Annotated in this window: 22 protein-coding genes; 13 read left to right on the top strand and 9 right to left on the bottom strand. The window is 67.0% G+C overall.

What is annotated here, in order from left to right:
* Positions 1–48: 48 nt before the first annotated feature.
* The 6 genes from phnE (IB259_RS14145) to IB259_RS14120 all read right to left on the bottom strand — a co-directional run bounded on the left by phnE (IB259_RS14145) (position 49) and on the right by IB259_RS14120 (position 5,338).
* Positions 49–873, bottom strand: a complete 825-nt coding sequence (phnE, locus tag IB259_RS14145; RefSeq protein WP_119449618.1) for a phosphonate ABC transporter, permease protein PhnE — start codon at positions 871–873, stop codon at positions 49–51.
* Positions 870–1,754, bottom strand: a complete 885-nt coding sequence (phnE, locus tag IB259_RS14140) for a phosphonate ABC transporter, permease protein PhnE (RefSeq protein WP_054451934.1) — start codon at positions 1,752–1,754, stop codon at positions 870–872. The genes phnE (IB259_RS14145) and phnE (IB259_RS14140) overlap by 4 nt, the downstream gene beginning before the upstream one ends.
* The gene (gene phnC / locus IB259_RS14135; RefSeq protein WP_192329341.1) at positions 1,751–2,521 is read right to left on the bottom strand and encodes a phosphonate ABC transporter ATP-binding protein; all 771 of its coding nucleotides are present in this window, start codon (positions 2,519–2,521) and stop codon (positions 1,751–1,753) included. The genes phnE (IB259_RS14140) and phnC overlap by 4 nt, the downstream gene beginning before the upstream one ends.
* Positions 2,522–2,527: 6 nt before the next feature.
* Positions 2,528–3,526 (bottom strand): phosphate/phosphite/phosphonate ABC transporter substrate-binding protein, encoded by a 999-nt coding sequence (gene phnD, locus IB259_RS14130; RefSeq protein ID WP_054451932.1) that lies wholly within the window; start codon positions 3,524–3,526, stop codon positions 2,528–2,530.
* Between the two features lie 165 nt (positions 3,527–3,691).
* The gene (locus tag IB259_RS14125) at positions 3,692–4,510 is read right to left on the bottom strand and encodes an IclR family transcriptional regulator (RefSeq protein WP_054451931.1); all 819 of its coding nucleotides are present in this window, start codon (positions 4,508–4,510) and stop codon (positions 3,692–3,694) included.
* 12 nt (positions 4,511–4,522) lie between these two features.
* Positions 4,523–5,338: an HAD-IIB family hydrolase gene (locus IB259_RS14120; RefSeq protein ID WP_054451930.1), complete on the bottom strand. Its 816-nt coding sequence runs from the start codon at positions 5,336–5,338 to the stop codon at positions 4,523–4,525.
* A 151-nt stretch (positions 5,339–5,489) separates the two neighbouring features.
* On the opposite strand from IB259_RS14120, the gene ribBA reads away from it, so the two are divergent.
* From ribBA to IB259_RS14090, 6 genes are all read left to right on the top strand, one after another.
* Entirely contained in the window at positions 5,490–6,665 is a 1,176-nt protein-coding gene (gene ribBA / locus IB259_RS14115; protein ID WP_192329338.1) for a bifunctional 3,4-dihydroxy-2-butanone-4-phosphate synthase/GTP cyclohydrolase II, read from the top strand.
* Between the two features lie 10 nt (positions 6,666–6,675).
* Positions 6,676–7,206 carry a 6,7-dimethyl-8-ribityllumazine synthase gene (gene ribH, locus IB259_RS14110; protein WP_006391339.1) on the top strand — a complete coding sequence of 177 codons (531 nt, stop codon included), beginning with the start codon at positions 6,676–6,678 and terminating at the stop codon, positions 7,204–7,206.
* Positions 7,175–7,669 carry a transcription antitermination factor NusB gene (nusB, locus tag IB259_RS14105; protein WP_054451928.1) on the top strand — a complete coding sequence of 165 codons (495 nt, stop codon included), beginning with the start codon at positions 7,175–7,177 and terminating at the stop codon, positions 7,667–7,669. The genes ribH and nusB overlap by 32 nt, the downstream gene beginning before the upstream one ends.
* A gap of 227 nt (positions 7,670–7,896) precedes the next feature.
* On the top strand, positions 7,897–8,862 hold the full coding sequence (gene thiL / locus IB259_RS14100) for a thiamine-phosphate kinase (RefSeq protein WP_119451993.1): 966 nt from the start codon (positions 7,897–7,899) through the stop codon (positions 8,860–8,862).
* A 56-nt stretch (positions 8,863–8,918) separates the two neighbouring features.
* Positions 8,919–9,425 (top strand): phosphatidylglycerophosphatase A, encoded by a 507-nt coding sequence (locus IB259_RS14095; protein ID WP_054452311.1) that lies wholly within the window; start codon positions 8,919–8,921, stop codon positions 9,423–9,425.
* Positions 9,422–9,988, top strand: a complete 567-nt coding sequence (locus tag IB259_RS14090) for a CinA family protein (protein WP_054451926.1) — start codon at positions 9,422–9,424, stop codon at positions 9,986–9,988. The genes IB259_RS14095 and IB259_RS14090 overlap by 4 nt, the downstream gene beginning before the upstream one ends.
* Before the next feature lie 45 nt (positions 9,989–10,033).
* Here the strand turns inward: IB259_RS14090 and pyrF are convergent, their stop codons facing one another.
* Genes pyrF through IB259_RS14075 form a run of 3 tightly spaced genes read right to left on the bottom strand, consistent with a single transcriptional unit; the run spans position 10,034 to position 12,626 of the window.
* Positions 10,034–10,852 carry an orotidine-5'-phosphate decarboxylase gene (gene pyrF, locus IB259_RS14085; RefSeq protein WP_054451925.1) on the bottom strand — a complete coding sequence of 273 codons (819 nt, stop codon included), beginning with the start codon at positions 10,850–10,852 and terminating at the stop codon, positions 10,034–10,036.
* Positions 10,853–10,858: 6 nt separating this feature from the next.
* The gene (locus IB259_RS14080; RefSeq protein WP_054451924.1) at positions 10,859–12,178 is read right to left on the bottom strand and encodes an NAD(P)/FAD-dependent oxidoreductase; all 1,320 of its coding nucleotides are present in this window, start codon (positions 12,176–12,178) and stop codon (positions 10,859–10,861) included.
* Positions 12,179–12,227: 49 nt separating this feature from the next.
* Positions 12,228–12,626 (bottom strand): diacylglycerol kinase, encoded by a 399-nt coding sequence (locus tag IB259_RS14075; RefSeq protein ID WP_054451923.1) that lies wholly within the window; start codon positions 12,624–12,626, stop codon positions 12,228–12,230.
* A gap of 182 nt (positions 12,627–12,808) precedes the next feature.
* Here IB259_RS14075 and IB259_RS14070 point away from each other — a divergent pair, with 182 nt between their 5' ends.
* From IB259_RS14070 to IB259_RS14040, 7 genes are all read left to right on the top strand, one after another.
* Positions 12,809–13,546 carry a FadR/GntR family transcriptional regulator gene (locus tag IB259_RS14070; RefSeq protein ID WP_175160383.1) on the top strand — a complete coding sequence of 246 codons (738 nt, stop codon included), beginning with the start codon at positions 12,809–12,811 and terminating at the stop codon, positions 13,544–13,546.
* Positions 13,547–13,559: 13 nt separating this feature from the next.
* A complete protein-coding gene (locus IB259_RS14065; protein WP_370528703.1) occupies positions 13,560–14,630 on the top strand; it encodes an L-idonate 5-dehydrogenase in 1,071 nt (356 codons plus the stop codon).
* Positions 14,631–14,692: 62 nt separating this feature from the next.
* The gene (locus IB259_RS14060; RefSeq protein WP_054451920.1) at positions 14,693–15,667 is read left to right on the top strand and encodes a sialic acid TRAP transporter substrate-binding protein SiaP; all 975 of its coding nucleotides are present in this window, start codon (positions 14,693–14,695) and stop codon (positions 15,665–15,667) included.
* A 63-nt stretch (positions 15,668–15,730) separates the two neighbouring features.
* Positions 15,731–16,357, top strand: a complete 627-nt coding sequence (locus IB259_RS14055) for a TRAP transporter small permease (protein WP_225596857.1) — start codon at positions 15,731–15,733, stop codon at positions 16,355–16,357.
* 44 nt (positions 16,358–16,401) lie between these two features.
* Positions 16,402–17,808, top strand: coding sequence for a TRAP transporter large permease (locus IB259_RS14050; RefSeq protein ID WP_175160381.1), 1,407 nt, complete (start codon positions 16,402–16,404; stop codon positions 17,806–17,808).
* Between the two features lie 13 nt (positions 17,809–17,821).
* Complete coding sequence (locus tag IB259_RS14045) at positions 17,822–18,568, top strand: SDR family oxidoreductase (RefSeq protein WP_192329336.1); 747 nt, start codon at positions 17,822–17,824, stop codon at positions 18,566–18,568.
* A 29-nt stretch (positions 18,569–18,597) separates the two neighbouring features.
* Positions 18,598–19,464: a fumarylacetoacetate hydrolase family protein gene (locus IB259_RS14040; RefSeq protein ID WP_054451917.1), complete on the top strand. Its 867-nt coding sequence runs from the start codon at positions 18,598–18,600 to the stop codon at positions 19,462–19,464.
* Positions 19,465–19,481 lie beyond the last annotated feature (17 nt).

Raw genomic sequence — 19,481 nt, 5'->3', positions numbered from 1 at the left:
CCCGTTTCCGGGCGGAGCAAAGGAACGCTGTAGGGATCCGCGGACGCGTCAGAGGATGCGTTTGCGGACCTGGGTGATGATGATTTCGGCCACGACCACCACCGCGAAGATGGCAGCCAGCACCAGCGCCACGCGGTCCCACTGGAACAGGTTCAGAGCCGTGTCCAGTGCCATGCCGATGCCGCCGGCGCCCACCAGGCCAAGTACCGCCGATTCGCGCACGTTGATGTCCCAGCGCAGCAGCACGATGGACCAGAAGGCGGGGCGGATCTGCGGCCAGTAGGCGTACCAGATCACGGATGCCTTGCTGGCGCCGGTGGCGGTGACGGCCTCGATCGGGCCGCGCTGCGCTTCCTCGATGGCTTCGCCCACCAGCTTGCCGACGAAGCCGATGGAGCGGAACGCAATGGCCAGCGTGCCGGCCAGCGCGCCGGGCCCGAAGATGGCGATGAACAGCAGCGCCCACACGAGCGAATTGACCGAACGGCTGGACACCAGGATCAGCCTGGCCAGCATGTTGACGGTCTTGCTGGGCGTGAGGTTGTTGGCCGCCAGCAGGCCCACCGGCACCGCCATCACCACGGACAGGATGGTGCCCAGCGTGGCGATGTGCAGCGTTTCGATCAGCGCGCCGTGCACGCCTTCCGGGTAGTAGGCCCAGTCTATCGGCCACATGCGCTGGAACAGATCGGCCATCTGCTCGGGCGCGTCGTACAGGAACTCCGGAATGATCTCGACGCCGCGGATCGCCTGCACGATGGCCGCGACCACCAGCAGGTAGAGCGCGAAGCGCAGCAGGCGCTGGCCCATGCTGTAGCGTTGCCAGACGCGCGGCGAACCCGGTGGATTGAAGGTGGATGCGTGGGCGTTCATTCGTCCACCTCCGCACGGCGCTTGACCGGAGTTGCGCCGCTGCCGATGCCGCGCGCTCCCGCGAAGCGGCCTTGCAGGATGCGTTCGAATCCCAGGTTGTCCAGGAACACGGCGCGCACGAAGCCGGCCAGGATTTCACCCAGCATGATGATGGCGATCAGGGTCAGCAGGATGGCGCTGACGAAATCGTAGTCAAAGCGCTGGAACGCCGAGAACAGCGTGCCGCCCACGCCGCCCGCACCCACGATCCCCACCATGGTGGAGTTGCGCAGGTTGGAGTCGAACTGGTAGGTGGCAAAGCCGATGAAGCGGGCGAATACCTGCGGCAGCACGCCGAAGATGATGACGTTGGCGAACGAGGCGCCCGTGGCGCGCACGGCTTCCACCTGCTTTAACGAAATCTCTTCGATGGCCTCGGTGAACAGCTTGCCGATGAAGCCGACCGAGGCGACCGTCAGCGCCAGGATGCCGGCCAGCGCGCCAAAGCCCACGGCCTTGACGAACAGGATGGCGACGATGACGGGATGCAGCGCGCGGCACAGGGCCACGATGGCGCGGGCGGGCCACGATACCCAGGTGGGCATCATGTTGCGCGCGCCCAGCAAACCGATGGGCAGCGCGATGATGATGCCAAGCACCGAGGCCAGCACCGCGATCTCCAGGCTTTCCGCGATGCCCTTCCACAAGGTGGCGGGCTTTTCGAAGTTGGGCGGAAACATGCGCGCCAGGAACGTGGACGCGTGCCCCATGCCGGTTTCGAAACGCGCCCAGCTGAAGTCCAGCTGCGCGCCGGCATACAGCGTGTAGGCCAGCAGCAGCAGCACGCCGGCCTTGGCGCGCCCGGACATGGCGAAGGGGCGGGCGCCCTTGGGTGGGATCATTCCAGCCAAGACTCGCCTCCGTAGATGGTCTTGAGCATGGCGGCGTCCAGCCCCTGGCCGTCGCCGTCATAGACCACATGGCCGCCGGACATGCCGACGATGCGCGTGGCGTAGCGGCGGGCGAGTTCGACGTCGTGGATGTTGACGATAACGGGAATGCCCGTGGCGCTGCCCTGTTCGGACAGCAGTTCCATGATCTCGACGGAGGTCTTGGGGTCGAGCGAGGACGTGGGCTCGTCGGCCAGCAGCAGCTGCGGGCGCTGCATCAGCGCGCGGGCAATGCCCACGCGCTGGCGCTGGCCACCCGACAGCGCATCGGCGCGCTGGTCGGCGAAACCCGCCAGGCCCACGGTGTCCAGCAGCTTGTAGGCGTGCTGGATGTCCTCGGGCTCGAAGCGGCGCATCCAGGCCTTCACGGCGGAGGTGTAGCCCAACCGTCCGGTCAGGAGGTTTTCCATGACCGTCAGGCGTTCGACCAGGTTGTATTCCTGGAACACCATGCCGATGTGGCGGCGTGCGCGGCGCAGCGACGCGCCGCGCACGCGGGCCAGGTCCACGGACCCGTCCTTCGACTGCAGCACGATCTCGCCCTTGGTGGGTTCGATCAGCCGGTTGATGCAACGCAGTAGCGTGCTTTTACCGGTGCCCGAGGGGCCGATGATGGCTGTAAGCCCCTGTCCCGCGATCTGCAGGTCGATGCCGTTGAGTACCGGCCGGCCGGCCCGGTATTCCTTCACCAGGCCGGAAATGCGTAGCGACGTCGTCATACGGAATTACTTCTTGCTCTTGGCGGATTCGCGGTCGTAGGCAGCGCGGTTGAAACTCTCGCCGCCGGATTCGGCGACCTGGCGCACGATGGCCCAGTCCTTCTCGTAGGTCACCGGGTAGAAGCGGTCGGCGCCGTCGAAGGCCTTGGACATTTCCGCGGGGAAGCGGTAGTCGTAGAAGCACTTGAGCATCTGGTCGCGGAACTTGGGCTCCAGGTCATGCGCGTAGGCGAACGACGAGGTCGGGAATTTCTCGCTCTTGTAGATCACGCGGAAGTCGGCTTCCTTGACCTGGCCGCGCTCGACCATGCGCTTGAACACGTCCGAGGCCACGGCAGCGGCGTCGTAGTCGCCGGAGTTCACGCCCATGACGGACTGGTCGTGCTTGCCGGAGAAGATGACCTTGTAGTCCTTGTCGGGAGTCAGGCCTTCCTTGGGGAACAGCGCGACCGGCGCCATGTGGCCCGAGTTCGACGAGGGGGCGGTGTGCGCGAGCTTCTTGCCCTTCAGGTCGGTCAGCTTCTGGTAGGGGCTGTCCTTCTTGACGATGACGATCAGGTTGTAGCCCTGGAAGCCGTCGGCATAGCCCTTGACCGCGAAGGGCACGGCGCCCGCGATGTTCACGGCGAAGGCGGTGGGGCCGGTCGAGAAGCCGCCCACGTGCAGGCGGCCCGAGCGCATGGCCTCGATTTCCGCGGCATTGCTCTGCACCTGATAGAACACCACGCGCTTGCCCGTGCATTCGGACAGGTGCTTGGTGAAGGGCTTGAAGATGTCTTCGTAGACCGCCGGGTCTTCCACCGGGGTGTAGGTGAACACCAGGGTGGACGGGGTCTTCAGCTTGGCCGGATCGGTGGGCGTGTCGGCCACCAGGTCCTTGTTGGCGTCGCAGTACATCTGGTCCAGGTCGCCGCGGTTGGTGCAGGCGTCGGCGGCTTGCGCGGCGGACGTGCCCAGGGCGAAGGCGGCCAGCGTGGCCGCTTGAAGCAGGCGCAGAGCTTGCATCTTGTGTCTCCTCTTTCTTTGTTTGTGTGACGTGTCACTTAATTCAACCTGAATTCAAACATGGAAGAGGAGGGGACGCACTCGGGAAAGTCCCTGTGTTTCTTTTCGGCTTTTGTTCGCTTTGTTCGATTTATGTTCGTTTTTGCGCGAAATTCGCCGTTTGGCTCAGCTCCGGTAACCGAGCTTGCGCGAGATTTCCTGCGCGCAGGCCAGCAGCGGCCGGGCGATGGCGCCGTCCCAGGCCACATCGAACAGTCCCGTGGGGCCCAGGCTGGTCAGGGCCAGGGCGATATTGCCGGTGTTGTCGAAGACCGGCACCGACAGCGCGTCCACGCCTGGCAGCGGGTTGCCCAGGGCGCGCGCCATGCCGTGCACGCGGATGTCGGCCAGTTGCGCCTCGATGTTGGCGCGGGACGCCTTGCGCGGCGGCGGCATGCTGGCGATGACGGCCGTGTCGCCTTCCTCGCGCGCGATGTAGTGCTCGCTGACCTTGGGCGGCAGCCAGGCCGCGAACACCAGGCCAGTGGCCGTGTGCAGCATGGACATCACCGTGCCCTTGCGCATGTTCACGTGGACCGGGTAGCTGGCTTCGGTCATGTGGATCATGGTGGGGCCGTGCGAACCGAGCACGGCAATGCCCAGCGTGTGGCCGATTTCCGATTGCAGCTTGGCGATTTCCGGCATGGCGACGCGCACGGGGTCCAGGCGCTGCAGGCTGACCAGGCCCATCTGCAGAGCGAAGGGGCCCAGTTCGTACTGGCCGGTGATGGCGTCCTGCTGCACCAGGCCGACGCGGATGAAGCTGACCAGGTAGGGGTGCGCCTTGGCCGAGGTCATGCCGGCGCCCGCGGCCAGGTCGCGCAGGGTCAGGGGCTTGCCGGCGTCGACCAGGGCGGCCAGCAGCGGCACGCCCACCTCGATCGACTGGATGCTGCGGCGGCCGTCGTTGGCGGCCGGAGAGGAAGCGGAAGGGGATGTCGCCACGGTATGCGGACCTCAGGCCGGCTGTGCTTGGGGGGACCGCGCGGCCAGCAGCCGGTCGGCCATTTCCACGAAGCCCGCGCCGCCATGGTAGGCGGCGACGAAGGCGGGGCGGTGCGTCAGGCGGTGCAGCTGGGCCTGGATGTTGGCCACGCCGACCGAAATCGGGAAGTAGGCGAACATGGGTTCGTCGTTGGGCGAGTCGCCGATGAACAGGGTGCTGTCCAGGGCGCCGGCCACGTCCGCGCCGAACTCGCGCTGGAACATGGTGCGCGTCATGGTGAGTTTGTCGTAGTCGCCGAACCAGCCGTTGACGTGGATGGAACTGACCTTGGCCTGGGCGCCGGCTTCCTCGAAGATCTGGACAATCCGGGTGATCGCCGTATCGGGCAGGGCGGGCACGTCCTCGCAGAAATCGATGGCCAGGTCGGCCACGCGGTAGTCCTGGTCGCTGGCCACGGCGGCGCCGGGCACTTCGGCCAGGACGCGGTCGCGGATGGCGTCCAGCTTCCGGCGGCTGGCCTGGCGCGAGGCGGCGTCGGTCCAGTAGTGGGTGGTCATGCGGCGGGCCTGGCGGTCATAGGCGTAATAGAAGGCGCCGTTTTCGCCGACCACGGCGCGCACCGGCCACATGCGGGCGATGTGGTCGCACCAGCCGGCGGGGCGGCCGGTAATGGGCACGACCTGGATGCCGGCCTGTTCCAGGCGCTCCAGCGCCGCATAGGCGTCCGCCGGCAGGCGGCCCTCGGTGGTCAGCGTGTCGTCGATGTCGGTCAGCACGACGCGGACGGCCGCCGCGACGGTCAAAGGCATGGCCGCAAGGGCTTGCATGTGGGGTTTCCTTGGCTCGGTTTTTTAGGGGTGGTCTCCGGGCGAAAGTTTACCGGACACCCCCGGCCGGCGGGGCTGGCAGGGCCGGATAGGGGTTCCGCCTCCAGGGGCGGTAAAATCCGGGCTTTCCCGCCTGGTTTACGTGCCCGCCATGTCCGTCCAGTTGTCCCCTTTGCCCGGCTCCGAGCCGGAATCCTTCGGCATCGCCTCTGTTGCCGAAATCATCGCCGAGCTGCGCGCCGGCCGCATCGTCATCCTGGTTGACGAAGAAGACCGTGAAAACGAGGGCGACCTCGTCATGGCCGCCGAATTCGTCACGCCCGAAGCCATCAACTTCATGGTGACGCACGGCCGCGGCCTGGTGTGCCTGACCTTGACCGAAGAGCGCTGCCGCCAACTGGACCTGCCCCTGATGGCGGCCCGCAACGGCACGCGCTACGGCACCAACTTCACCCAGTCGATCGAGGCCGCCGAAGGCGTCGAGACCGGCATTTCGGCCGCCGACCGCGCCCGCACCATCCAAGTGGCGGTGGCGCGCGACGCCAAGCCCGCGGACCTGGTCCAACCCGGCCACATCTTCCCGGTGCGCGCCGTGCCCGGTGGCGTGCTGGTCCGTGCCGGCCACACCGAGGCGGGCTGCGACCTGACCGCCATGGCCGGCCTGACGCCCGCCGCCGTGATCTGTGAAATCCTCAAGCCGGACGGCACCATGGCCCGCCTGCCGGACCTGGTGCAGTTCGCCCGCGAACACGGCCTGAAGATCGGCACCATCGCCGACCTGATCCAGTACCGCAGCGAACACGAATCCATCGTCAAGCGCGTGGGCAAGCGCACCATGCAGACCGCCTGGGGCGAATTCGAAGCCGTGGCCTATGAAGACGCCGCCACCGGCTCCGCCCATTTGGCGCTGGTGCATGGTAACGTGACTCCCGACGCCGAGACGCTGGTGCGTGTGCACGAGCCGGCCTCCGTGCTGGACGTGCTGGACACCGGCGCCAGCCCGCACAGCTGGGGCGTGGCGCAGGCCTTGCAGGCCATCGCGGCCTCGCCCGCCGGCGTGCTGGTGCTGATGAACTGCCAGTCGTCCACGGAACACCTGTTTGGCCAGATCGCCGGTTGGAAAGACTCCAAGGCCCAGGCCAACCCCGGCAACGCCGACCGCTACGGCCTGCGTACCTACGGGATTGGCGCCCAGATTCTGCGTGACCTGAACGTGGGCCAGATGAAGCTGCTGGCCCGGCCGCGCAAGATGCCCAGCATGGCGGGCTTCTCGCTCACCATTACGGGTTACGATTGCGACCCTCCGAATACTCCCGCAACACACTGAAGGCCGACCTATGAACCCTTACATCCTTACCCCCGACCTGAACGGCGAAGGGCTGCACATCGGCATCGTACGCGCCCGCTTCAATGAAGAAATCGGCCAGGCCGAACTCGAAGCGTGCCTGAAGGAACTGGCCGAACTGGGCGTGGACGAGCGCGACGTGATGGTCGCCACCGTTCCCGGCGCCCTGGAACTGGGCGTGGCCCTGTCCCATATGGCCGAAACGTTTGAATTCGACGCCCTGATCGCGCTGGGCGCGGTCATCCGCGGCGAGACCTATCACTTTGAAGTGGTCAGCAATGAAATGGCCACTGCAATCACCCGTATTTCCCTGGAAACCGGCATCCCCGTCGCCAACGGCGTGCTGACCGTCGACACCGACGAGCAGGCGCAGGCGCGCGCGGCCGGCAAGGGCCGCGATTGCGCCCAGGTGGCCGTTGAAATGGCCAACCTGGTGGCGGCCCTGGAACCCGAGGAAGAAGACGAAGACGACGAAGACGAGGACGAAGATTTTGACGACGAAGAAGACGACGACCAGCGCTGATAGCGCGGCGCAGGCCCGCGCCAACGCGCGCAGCGCGCGCCGCCGCGCACGCGAATTCGCCCTGCAGGGCGTGTACGCGTGGCTGCTGCGCGGCGGCGAAGGCACGCAGGACGCCGGCGAGATCGACGCCCATCTGCGCGACACCGAGGATTTTTCCGAGGCCGACGCGCAGTGGTTCAAGACCTTGCTGCATGGCGTGCTGCGCGAAGCGCCCGCGCTGCGTGAGCGTTTCACGCCCTACGTCGACCGTCCGCTGGCCGAACTGTCGCCTGTCGAGCATGGCATCCTGCTGATCGGCAGCTTCGAACTGATTCATCACGTCGAAGTGCCGTACAAGGTCGCCATCAATGAAGCCGTCGAACTGGCCAAGTCGTTCGGCGGCACCGACGGCTTCAAGTTCGTCAACGGCGTGCTCGACAAGCTGGCGGCCGACGTCCGCGCCCACGAAGTCAACAAGAGGTAGCTTCCTCTCCCCCCCGAAGCGCTGCGCGCTTCCCCCCCAGGGGGGCGCCGCTGCGGACCGGCAGAGCCGGATCCGCGCGGCCCGGATTTGGGGGGCACCTGTTTCTTGCCGCGTGAGGAGTGGGTTGGGGTTTCTTCCTGGTTGTGCGGGGCGCCGCATGATTTGTGGGGGCGGCAAGCCCCCGTAGGTTTCAATGCCGGCCTGCCGTGCCGGACTGCGGAGTTGCCTTGGCGTCCGAATTTGATCTGATCGCGCGCTATTTCACCCGCGCGGCCCCTGCCGGCCTGCTGGGCGTGGGCGATGATTGCGCCCTGTTCCCGGTCCCGCCCGGCGAACAGGTGGCCACCAGCACGGACCTGCTGCTGGAAGGCCGCCATTTCTTTCCCGATGTGGATCCGCAAGCGCTGGGGCATAAGGCCCTGGCGGTGAACCTTTCCGACCTTGCTGCAATGGGCGCACGCCCCATCGGCTGCGTGCTGGGCCTGGCCTTGCCGCGGCTGGACGAGCCCTGGCTTGCGGCTTTTGCCGCAGGCTTCCATGCGCTGGCTGCGGCTCACGGTTGCCCGCTGATCGGCGGCGACACGACGCGCAGCGCGCATGACCTTGCCATCAGCGTCACTGTGTTCGGCGCCGTGCCGGCCGGGCAGGCCTTGCGCCGCGATGGCGCCCGGGCTGGCGACGACATTTGGGTGTCCGGCGAGCTGGGGGCGGCCGACGTGGCCTACCGCCTGCTGGACGGGCAATACCCCTCTGACGCGGCGCTGCTGGCGGCGACGCGCGGCGCGCTGGAATGGCCGGAGCCTCAGGTCGCGCTGGGCCTGGCCTTGCGCGGCATCGCCCATGCCGCCATCGACATTTCCGACGGACTGCTGCAGGACCTGGGTCATATCCTGGCTGCCAGCAGCGTGGGCGCCATGCTGCATTACGCCGCGATGCCTGTGTCGCCCGCCCTGGCTGGCTTGCAAGAAGCGCCGCTGCGCCGCGCGGTGCTGGGCGGCGGCGACGTCTACCAGCTATGCTTCACCGCGCCCGCCTCCCGGCGCGAGGCCGTGCTTGCGGCGGCGGCTGCGGCCGGCGCGCGCGTGACCCGCGTGGGGCAGATCCAGGCGCAGCCGGGCCTGTCCGTGCTGGACGGCCAGGGCCAGCCTCTCGCCGAGCTGCCGGCCGGTTTCGATCACTTTCCCGCGGCCTGATCCGCCGCGTCCCAACCCGCATACCCATGCCGTCGACCGACAACCGTCCCACCTCCATGCGCGACCGAGCCCGGACCGCATACCCGCCGCTGTCCTGGGTCTGCCGCGATCCGGGCCGGCTCATCGCCTTTGGCTTTGGCAGCGGCCTGATCCGGCCGGCCTCCGGTACCTGGGGCACGCTGCTGGCCTGGGCGATCTGGGTCGCCGCCGCGCCCGCAGCCTCGGATTGGGCGATCGGCGCATTCCTGGCGCTGGCTTTTTTGTATGGCTGCTGGGCCTGCCATCGCGTCGGGCGTGAACTCCAGCAGTCGGATCATGTCGGAATGGTCTGGGACGAGATGGTGGCGTTCTGGCTGGTGCTCTGGCTGACGCCCGCGGGCTGGTTGCCGCAGGCGCTGGCGTTCGTGCTGTTCCGCACGTTCGACATCGTCAAGCCGCCTCCCATCAAGTTCTTTGACGCCCATATCAAAGGCGGTTTCGGCGTGATGTGGGACGATATCGTGGCGGCTGGATACGCCCTGCTGGTCATGGCGCTGGTCGTGCGCACAGGAGTCTTGGGATGAGCGGACAACAAGAAAGCACCCGGCCCAATCTGTCGGCCGAACAACTGGCGCAAGCCACTTCGCTGGCGCTGGTTGAACGGCTGGGCGAAACGCTGCGGCGCAAGGGCTGGATGCTGGGCACGGCCGAATCCTGCACCGGAGGCCTCCTGGCCGGCGCGATGACGGCGGTGGCCGGTTCCAGCGACTGGTTCGAGCGCGGCTTCGTGACCTACAGCAACGAGGCCAAGGTTGCTGAACTGGACGTATCGCCCGACGCCTTGCACCACTTCGGCGCCGTCAGCGAACCGGTGGCGCTGGAGATGGCCAACGGCGTGCTGCTGGCGTCTCCCGCCGCGCATGTGGCGGTGTCCACGACCGGCATCGCCGGGCCGGGCGGCGCGACGCCGGGCAAGCCGGTGGGCATGGTGTGCTTCGGCTTTGCGCAGCGTTCGGGCGAAGGCATCAGCAGTCGCGCCGTCACGCACGTGTTCCCCGGCGACCGTGCGCAGGTGCGCCAGGCGGCGGTGGACTACGCGCTGCGCGGGTTGCTGGAATTGTTGGGCGCGCCGGTCAACCGGCGCTGAGAAACGGATTGCGCGGCAGGGGGCTGCCGGCCCCCATGCCCCGGATCAGCGCACTGCGTTGATCGCGTCGCGCAGGCCCTTGGCCGCCGTGCCGGCGGCCTCGCGCCAGTCGTCGCCGCCGCTGGCGTAGATGATGGCGCGGGACGAGTTGATCATCATGCCGCTGCGGGCCGCGTTGGCGCCGGCGTTCACGGTGGCGGTGATGTCGCCGCCCTGGGCGCCGATACCTGGCACCAGCAGGGGCACCGCGTCGCCGATGCGTGCGCGCACCGCGGCCAGCTCATTCGGGAAGGTCGCGCCCACCACCAGGCCGCACTGGCCATTGGCGTTCCACTTGTCGGCGACCAGGCCTGCGACGTGCAGGTACAGCGGCTCGCCATTGTCCATCTTCAGGAATTGCAGGTCCGAACCGCCGGGGTTGGAGGTGCGGCACAGCACGATCACGCCGCGGTCGCGCCACGCCAGATAGGGCTCGACCGAGTCCAGGCCCATGTACGGGCTGACCGTCAGCGCGTGCGCCTGGTAGCGTTCGTAGGCTTCGCGGGCGTAGTTCTCGGCGGTGGAGCCGATGTCGCCGCGCTTGGCGTCCAGCACGATGGGCAGATCAGGGTGTTTTTCGCGGATGTGCTGGCACAGCGCTTCCAGCTGGTCTTCGGCGCGATGGGCGGCGAAGTAGGCGATCTGCGGCTTGAAGCTGCAGGCATAGGGCGCGGTGGCGTCCACGATGTCGCGGCAGAACTGGAAGATGGCGTCGGGCTTGTCCTGCAGTTCGCGGGGGAAGCGCTGCGGGTCGGGATCCAGCCCGACTTGCAGGAGCGAGTTGCTGGTGGTCCAGGCGTGTTCGAGTTTTTGCAGGAAATTCATGGGAGTTCAGTGCAGTTTGACCCGCGGGCGCGTGCGCCGCATGAGCAGGCGGGCCAGGGCAAGGGAGGCGGTACGCGAGATGCCGAGCACCGCTTTGTGGTGCATCAGGTGCAGGCTCATGTACATCAGGCGTGCCAGTGTACCGCTTACGAACAGTCCCCGTCCGGCCAGCTTGCCCATCAGGCTGCCGACGCCAGCGTCCTGGCCCAGCGACACCAGCGAGCCATGGTCCTCGTAGACATAGGGCGTGGTGGGCTCGGGCGTATGGCGCAGGCGCGCGGTGAGTTTCTTGGCCAGATAGTCGGCCTGCTGGTGCGCGGCTTGCGCGCGGGCGGGCACGCTGCGGCCGTCGCGCCACGGCGCGGCGCAGCAGTCGCCCAGCGCCAGGATGTGCGGATCGGCGGTTTCCAGCCGTTCGTTCACCTCCACCTGGCCCACCCTGTTCAGCGGCAGGTCCAGGCCGGCCAGCAGGGCCGGGCCCTGGATGCCTGCCGCCCACATGCAGAGCTGGGCCGGGAACTCGCGGCCGTCGGCCGTCTTGACGCTGTCGGCGGTGACTTCCGAGACCCGGCAGGACGCTTCCACCCGGATGCCCAGTTCCGTCAGGCGGTTGGTGGCCGCGACCGAGATCTTCTCGGGCAGGGCCGACAGGATGCGCGGGGCGCCTTCCACCAGGGTGATGGCCAGATCGCGTTCGGCGCGGAAATTCGGCAGGCCGTAGGCGCTGACCACGTGGCTGGCCTCGACCAGCTCCACGGCCAGCTCGACGCCGGTGGCCCCGCCGCCCACGATCACCAGATCCAGGCGGGCCGAGGGATTGCGCACCTTGGCCTGATCCACCAGGGCCATGGCCTTGAGCATGGTCAGGCGGAACTGCTCCGCGTTTTCGGTGGAATCCAGCGTGACCGCATGTTCGGCCGCGCCGGGCGTATTGAAGAAGTTGGACGTGCTGCCCAGAGCCAGGACCAGCGTGTCGTAGGCGAGCTCGCGGCGTGGCAGGACTTCCTGGCCTTGCGCGTCGTTCACCGCGTCCACGGTGATGCGGCGCTGCTCGCGGTCGATGTGTTCCAGGCGGCCCTGCGCGAACGAAAACCCGTTCATGTGGGCCAGCATCAGGTAGGACAGGCCTTCCTGGTGGATGTCCAGCGTGCCGGCGGCCGCTTCGTGCAGCGAGGGCTTCCAGATATGGAAGGGGCGGCTGTCGACCAGCGTGATGTGCTGCCGGCCATGCACGCGGCCCAGCTTGGCCGCCAATTCCAGGCCGCCGGCGCCGCCGCCGACGATGACAATGCGCTCAGAGGAGTCGGGCGTCGATCTAGGCATCATGGCTTCCAGTATAAATAGCGGCGCATCTCCCGGGAGATGACTAGCGGTGTCAATGCATGACGAAACGGCTGATGGCCACGCCTACCCAGACCGTCCCGGCGAAGATCAGCAGCAGCATCACGGCGGCGCTGCCCAGGTCCTTGGCCCGCCCCAGGAGCGGGTGCGATTCGACGGAAAGCGCGTCGGCCAGCGCCTCGATGGCGGAGTTCAGCAGCTCCGCCGCCAGCACCATGATGACCGTGCCCACCAGGAAAAACACTTCAACCGTCGTGCGGCCGAGGAAGAACGCAGCCGGGATCATCAGGACGGCCAGCGCCAACTCCTGGCGGAACGCCGCCTCGTACTTGATCGCGGCCTGCAGACCCTGCAGGGAGTAGCGCAGCGCATTCAGGATGCGGCGCAGGCCCCCGGTGCTTTTGTAGGGCGAATGATGCGGATTCTGTGACATGGGTGCGGAAAATGGGCTGGGTGTGGCGGCTTTTTAACAGATATGCATTGCCCGCGAAGCCATCGCACGCATCTTTGGGCAAACCCTAATTGTGACGTATCCCGCACCGGCGCAAGATTTGGTCAATTGGTAAGGCCACTTTACCTTTTGGCCTGACTTATCCACCGGTACACCCGCAGTCCATGCCCATCCAGACCATCGAACCCCGCCGCCTGTATCGCCAGATCGCCGACCAGCTGCGCCTGCTGATCGAGTCGGGCGAATTTCCGGTTGGGGCGCGCCTGCCGCCCGAGCGCGATCTCGCGCTCAAGCTGGGCGTGTCGCGTCCGTCCGTGCGCGAGGCGCTGATCGCGCTGGAGGTCGAAGGCTGGGTGGAAGTCCGCATGGGTTCGGGCGTCTATGTGCAAAGCCTGGCCGGCGGGCCGCGCGCCAGCCTGACGGCAGAGAGCCCGCTGGAAACCATACGCGCCCGCCAGGTGATCGAAGGCGAGCTGGCCGCGCAGGCCGCGTTGCGCAATACGCCCGCGCTGGTGGATGGCCTGGCCGAAGCCGTCGGCACCATGGAAGACGAGGCGCTGGCCGGCAACGTGCCGATCCGCGGAGACCGGCTGTTCCATCTGCGCGTGGCCGAGATGGCGAACAACGCCGTGCTGGTGCGCGTGGTGAGCGAACTGTTCGACGAGCGCCACAATCCGCTGTCCGTGAAGCTGGGCGACTACTTCGAGAATCCTTCCAGCTGGGCGGCCGCCATCGCCGAGCACCGCAAGGTGATCGACGCCATCCGCGCCGGCGACGACCGCGGCGCGCGCGCCGCCATGCACCACCATCTGGCCTGCTCGCACGACCGCCTCACCGCAAGCTGGCCCGGCGCGGACGCGTCAGGTCAGCTCTTGGATAGCCGGGAGCAGACGGAATCATGAGCATCGCACGCAGATGCCCGATGTTCGGAACGCCAAGGAGCAAGTCGCCATGACGCTGGCCTGTCGCATCCACGGGGCGCGCGACCTGCGCCTGGAACCGGACGAAGTCGCGCCGCTGGCGCCGCACGAGGTGGAGCTGAGGCTGGGCGCCGCGGGCATCTGCGGATCCGACCTGCACTATTTCCTGCATGGCCGCGTGGGGGCCTTCGTCATCCGCGAACCCCTCATCCCCGGTCATGAGGCGTCGGGCGTCGTGCTGCGCACGGGCGATGCCGTGCGGTCGGTGGCGCCGGGCATGAAGGTCGCCATCAATCCTTCCCATCCTTGCGGCGGCTGCGATTACTGCCGCGCCGGCCGCGACAATCTTTGCCGCAACATGCGCTTTCTCGGCAGCGCCAGCATCTATCCGCACGTGCAAGGCATGTTCCGCGAGCGCTTCGTCATGGGCGAACGCCAACTCACGCCGGTGCCGGAAGCAGACGTTACGCTGGGCGAGATCGCCTGTGCCGAGCCGCTGTCCATCGGCCTGCATGGCGTCAACCGGGCGGGTCCCATGATGGGCAAGCGCGTGCTGGTCACGGGCGGCGGCACCATAGGCTGCATGACCGTGCTGGCCGCCAGGCTGGCGGGCGCGGCCCACGTGACGGTGGTGGACGTGGCCGACCGACCGCTGGACATGGCGCGCCAGGTCGGCGCCGCCGAGGCCGTGCGCAGCGACCAGCTCGCGCCCGCCGATCTGGCCGATATCGCCGACATCAGCATCGAGGCCGCCGGCAGCCCCGCGGCGCTGGCGACCTGCTTGACGGCGACGCGGCGCGGCGGCCGCATCGTGCAAGTGGGAACGCTGCCCGCCGAGGGCATCTCGTTTCCTGCCAACAACATCATGGCGCGGGAGCTCGACTACGTCGGCGCGTTCCGCGCGGGCGTGGAGTTCGATTGGGCCGTCTCCTACCTGCGTGCGCGCAAGGTGGACGTGCGGCCCCTGATGAGCGCGCAGTTGCCGTTGTCGCAGGCGTTCGAGGCCTTCGAGCTGGCGGCGGATCGCAGTCGCAGTACCAAGGTGCAACTTGTAGTTGAAGCGTGACCCCGCTGGCGGCTCACCATGGGCCGCCACGCCGGGCATTCAAAAAACAACGAGGAGACGACATGAACCTAGGCAACGCCGTCAAGGCGCTGGTTGCCGCCCTGGCGCTCGCCGCCAGCGGCAGCGTAGTGGCGCAAACCAAGCTCAAGTGGGCCCACGTGTACGAAACATCCGAACCCTTCCATACCGCCTCCGTCTGGGCGGCGCAGGAAATCGGCAAGCGCACCAACGGCCGTTACCAGATCGACGTATACCCGGCCTCGCAGCTGGGCAAGGAAAACGACATCAACCAGGGCCTGACCCTCGGTACGGTGGACATGATCATCTCCGGCTCCAGCTTCGCGGCCAAGAGCTTTCCCCGTATCGGCGTCACCTACTACCCCTACATCTTCCGCAATCCCGAGCACCTGATCGCCTACACGAAGAGCGATATCTACAAGGAACTCACGCGCGGCTACGACGAGAAAAGCGGCAACCACATCGTCGCCACCACCTACTACGGCACGCGCCAGACCACGTCCAACCGACCATTCACCAAGTGTTCCGAAATGAAGGGCCTGAAGATCCGCGTGCCTGACGTGGCCGCCTATCTGGCCATGCCGCGCGCCTGCGGGGCCAACACCGCGCCGATCGCCTTCGCCGAGGTCTACCTGGCTTTGCAGAACGGCACCGTTGAGGCGCAGGAGAACCCGCTCACCACCATCGAGGCCAAGAAGTTCTACGAAGTGCAGAAGAACATCATCCTCACCGGCCATATCGTCGATCACCTGAACACGGTGATCTCGGGCAAGCTGTGGAAGAGCCTGTCCGACGAAGACAAGAAGATCTTTGCCGAAGTGGCGCAGCAGGCGGCTGAGAAGGCTTCCGCCGAGGTCGCCGAAAGCGAGAAGAAGATGGTCGAGGTGTTTCGCAAGCGCGGCCTGAACGTGGCGGAGGTGAACGTCCAGGACTTCCGCGACACCGTGCTGGAGAAAGTGCCGTTCAAGCAGTACGGCTACGAAAAATCGGATTGGGAACGGATTCAGGCCGTGAAGTAAGCGCGCCCGGGGCCGCCCCGCGGCCCCGCATCGACCCGTCCGACTCCGCACAAGGGGAACGCCATGCATTCCGATGCCAAGGCCGCCGTGATGGCGGCCGCCAGCAACAACCCTGTCCATCCCACGGGGCACCAGCCGCCCGCCACGGCGCAGGAGATCGTCCAGAGTTTCGAGGAAGCCGATCATCACGAGGTCAGCCTGGCGGGCTACCAGCCCGAGGACTGGATCTGCCTGGGTATTTTCTGGACCATGGCGCTGCTGGTCTTCCTGCAGTTCTTTTCGCGCTATGTGCTTAACGACTCCTACGCCTGGACCGAGGAACTGGCCGTCTATTGCCTGATCGGCGTGGTGTTCATCGGCTCGGCCATGTGCGTGCGCGCCTGCCGCCACATCCAGGTGGATTTCCTGTACCGCTACCTGCCGCGCCCTGTCGGTCGCACGCTGGCCACCGTCATCGACCTGCTGCGCACGGCGTTCTTCGGTTATGCGGTGTGGCTCACCTACCGCTACATCGCGCTGGTGGGCGACGAGCCCATGACCACGCTGTTCTGGAACAAGGCCTATGTCTACTGGATGGCGCTGGCGGGATTCGTCCTGATGTTCCTGCGCTCGGTGCAGGTGTCGATCTGCAATTGGCGCCAGGGCTACTCCATCCTGGAAAACCCCGCGGCCTACGAGTCGCAGGACTAGCCGGGGCGGCCCCGGAATCCGACAACGACAACCGGAAGCGAGACATGGGCATACTGATCGGAACCTTTCTGCTGTTGATGATCTTCGGCCTGCCGGTGGCGGTGGCCATGGCAGGCGCATCGCTGCTGTTCGTGCTGATTTCGGGCAGCGTGCCCGACGTGGTGGTGGCGCAGCGCATGATCGCGGGGGTGGAGTCCTTCCCTCTGCTGGCCGTGCCGTTCTTCATCCTGGCCGGCAACCTGATGAACATCGCCGGCATTACCGGCCGCATCTACAACTTCGCCGTGGCGCTGGTGGGCTGGATGCGCGGCGGCCTGGGGCAGGTGAACATCATCGGCTCGGTGGTGTTTGCGGGCATGTCGGGTACGGCCATTGCCGACGCCGCGGGCCTGGGCACCATCGAAATCAAGGCCATGAAGGACCACGGCTACGAGACCGAGTTCGCGGTGGGCGTGACAGCCGCCTCGGCCACGCTGGGCCCCATCATCCCGCCGTCGCTGCCCTTCGTCATCTACGGCATGATGGCTAACGTGTCGATCGGATCGCTGTTCCTGGCCGGCCTGATTCCCGGCGCGGTCCTGACCGTGTTGATGATGCTGACTGTGGCCTACTACGCGCGCCGCAACAACTGGGGCGGCGACGTGTCCTTCGACTGGAAGCGGCTGGGCGCCGCCGGGTTGGAAGTCGGCATCGTGCTGGCCTTCCCGCTGGCGATCTGGCTTATGACCGAGGCCGGCATGTCGGCCAACCTGGCGGCGGGTATCGCCTTCGCCGTGTTGCTGGCGCTGGACTGGCGCTACAACTTCTCGGCGGTGATGGCACTGATGGCGCCCGTCATCCTGATCGGCGGCATGACGCTGGGCTGGTTCACGCCCACGGAGGCCGCCGTGGCCGCGGTGATATGGGCGTTGTTCCTGGGGCTGGTGCGCTATCGCTCCATGACCTTGCGGACCCTGGCCAAAGCCACGTTCGACACCATCGAGACCACGGCCTCGGTGCTGTTCATCGTCACCGCCGCCTCGGTGTTCGCCTGGTTGCTGACCACCACCCAGGCGGCCCAGGCGCTGACCGACGGCATCCTCAGCGTGACCCAGAACAAATGGGTGTTCCTGCTGATGGCCAACGTCCTGATCCTGATCGTGGGCTGCTTCATCGACACTATCGCCGCCATCACCATCCTGGTGCCTATCCTGCTGCCCATCGTGCTCAAGCTCGGCATCGATCCGATCCATTTCGGCCTGATCATGACGCTGAACTTGATGATCGGTCTGCTGCACCCGCCCATGGGCATGGTGCTGTTCGTGCTGGCGCGCGTGTCCAAGCTGTCGGTGGAACGGACCACGGTCGCGATCCTGCCATGGCTGGTGCCCCTGTTCGTGGCGCTGATCGCCATTACCTATATCCCCCAGATCACGCTCTGGCTGCCCACCGCCATGGGCATGGCCAAGTAAAGAGGAAAACGTCATGACTGGAAGGCTGCAAGGCAAGACCGCCATCGTCACCGCCGCGGGGCAAGGCATAGGCCGCGCCGTGGCCGAGGCCTACGTCCGCGAAGGCGCCGACGTGCTGGCGCTGGACATCAACGGCGGGGCGCTGGAGACGCTGGCGGGATGCCGGCGCCGCACGCTGGACGTGACCGACGCAGCCGCCATCGGCGCGCTGGTCGCCGAGGCGGGGCCGGTGGACGTGCTGTTCAACGGCGCCGGTTTCGTGCATGCCGGAACCATCCTGGACTGCGACGAAAAGGCCTGGGACTTCTCGTTCGAACTGAATGTGAAATCCATGTACCGCATGATCCGCGCCTGCCTGCCCGGCATGCTGGCGCGGGGCGGCGGCTCCATCGTCAACATGGCCTCGGTGGCGTCCAGCATCAAGGGCGCGCCCAACCGCTGCGTCTACGGCGCCACCAAGGCGGCGGTGATCGGGCTGACCAAGTCCGTGGCCGCGGACTACGTGGGGCAGGGCATACGCTGCAACGCCATCTGCCCGGGCACGGTGGAATCGCCTTCGCTGCGCCAGCGCATCGAGGCGCAGGCCAGCGCCGGCGGGCAGACGCTGGCTGCGGTGGAGGCCGCCTTCGTCGCCCGCCAGCCCATGGGCCGCATAGGCAGCGCCGAGGAAATCGCCCTGCTGGCGGTGTACCTTGCCAGCGACGAGTCCGCCTTCACCACCGGCACCGCCCAGGTCATCGACGGCGGCTGGTCGAACTGAACATTTACTACACACATGAGGAACATGCGATGAAACTGTTGCGCTATGGTGCGAAAGGCGCGGAGAAGCCCGGAATGCTGGACGCCCGCGGGCAGGTGCGGGACCTGTCGGCGGTCCTGCCGGACATAGGCGCCGCCACGCTCACGCGCGCCGGCCTTGCGCCGCTGCGCGCGCTGGACCCGGCCAGCCTGCCGCTGGTGGATCGCCCGGGCCGCCTGGCTCCACCCTGGAGCGGCATGGGCAAGTTCATCTGCATCGGTCTGAACTACGCCGACCACGCAGCGGAGTCGGGCCTGCCGGTGCCGGCCGAGCCTGTGGTCTTCATGAAGCCCACCTCGGCCGTGGTCGGCTGCAACGATCCTGTGGTGCTGCCGCAGGACTCCGTCAAGACCGACTGGGAAGTCGAGCTGGGCGTGGTGATCGGCGAGCGGGCCCGCTACGTCAGCGAGGCGGACGCCATGAAGCACGTGGCCGGTTATTGCGTGGTCAACGACGTGTCCGAGCGTGAATACCAGATCGAGCGCGGCGGTACCTGGGACAAGGGCAAGGGCTGCGATACCTTCGGCCCGGTCGGCCCGTGGCTGGTCACCGCCGACGAGATCGCCGACCCGCAGGCGCTGGACATGTGGCTGGACGTCAATGGCAAGCGCTATCAGAACGGCAGCACCCGCACCATGGTGTTCGGCGTGGCGCAACTGGTGTCCTACGTCAGCCGCTTCATGACCCTGTACCCGGGAGACCTGATCAGCACCGGCACGCCGCCGGGCGTGGGCATGGGCCAGAAGCCGGCGCCCGTGTACCTGAAGGCCGGCGACGAGATGCGGCTGGGCATTGCCGGCCTGGGCGAACAGCAGCAGCGCGTCCACGCCTGGGATCCTGCGCTGATCGACGGTTAGCGGCGCGAGAACGCCAG

Source organism: Achromobacter sp. ACM04 (assembly GCF_014851465.1).
Classification (GTDB): domain Bacteria; phylum Pseudomonadota; class Gammaproteobacteria; order Burkholderiales; family Burkholderiaceae_B; genus Achromobacter; species Achromobacter aegrifaciens.
This window is presented reverse-complemented; position numbering and strand designations above follow the sequence as displayed.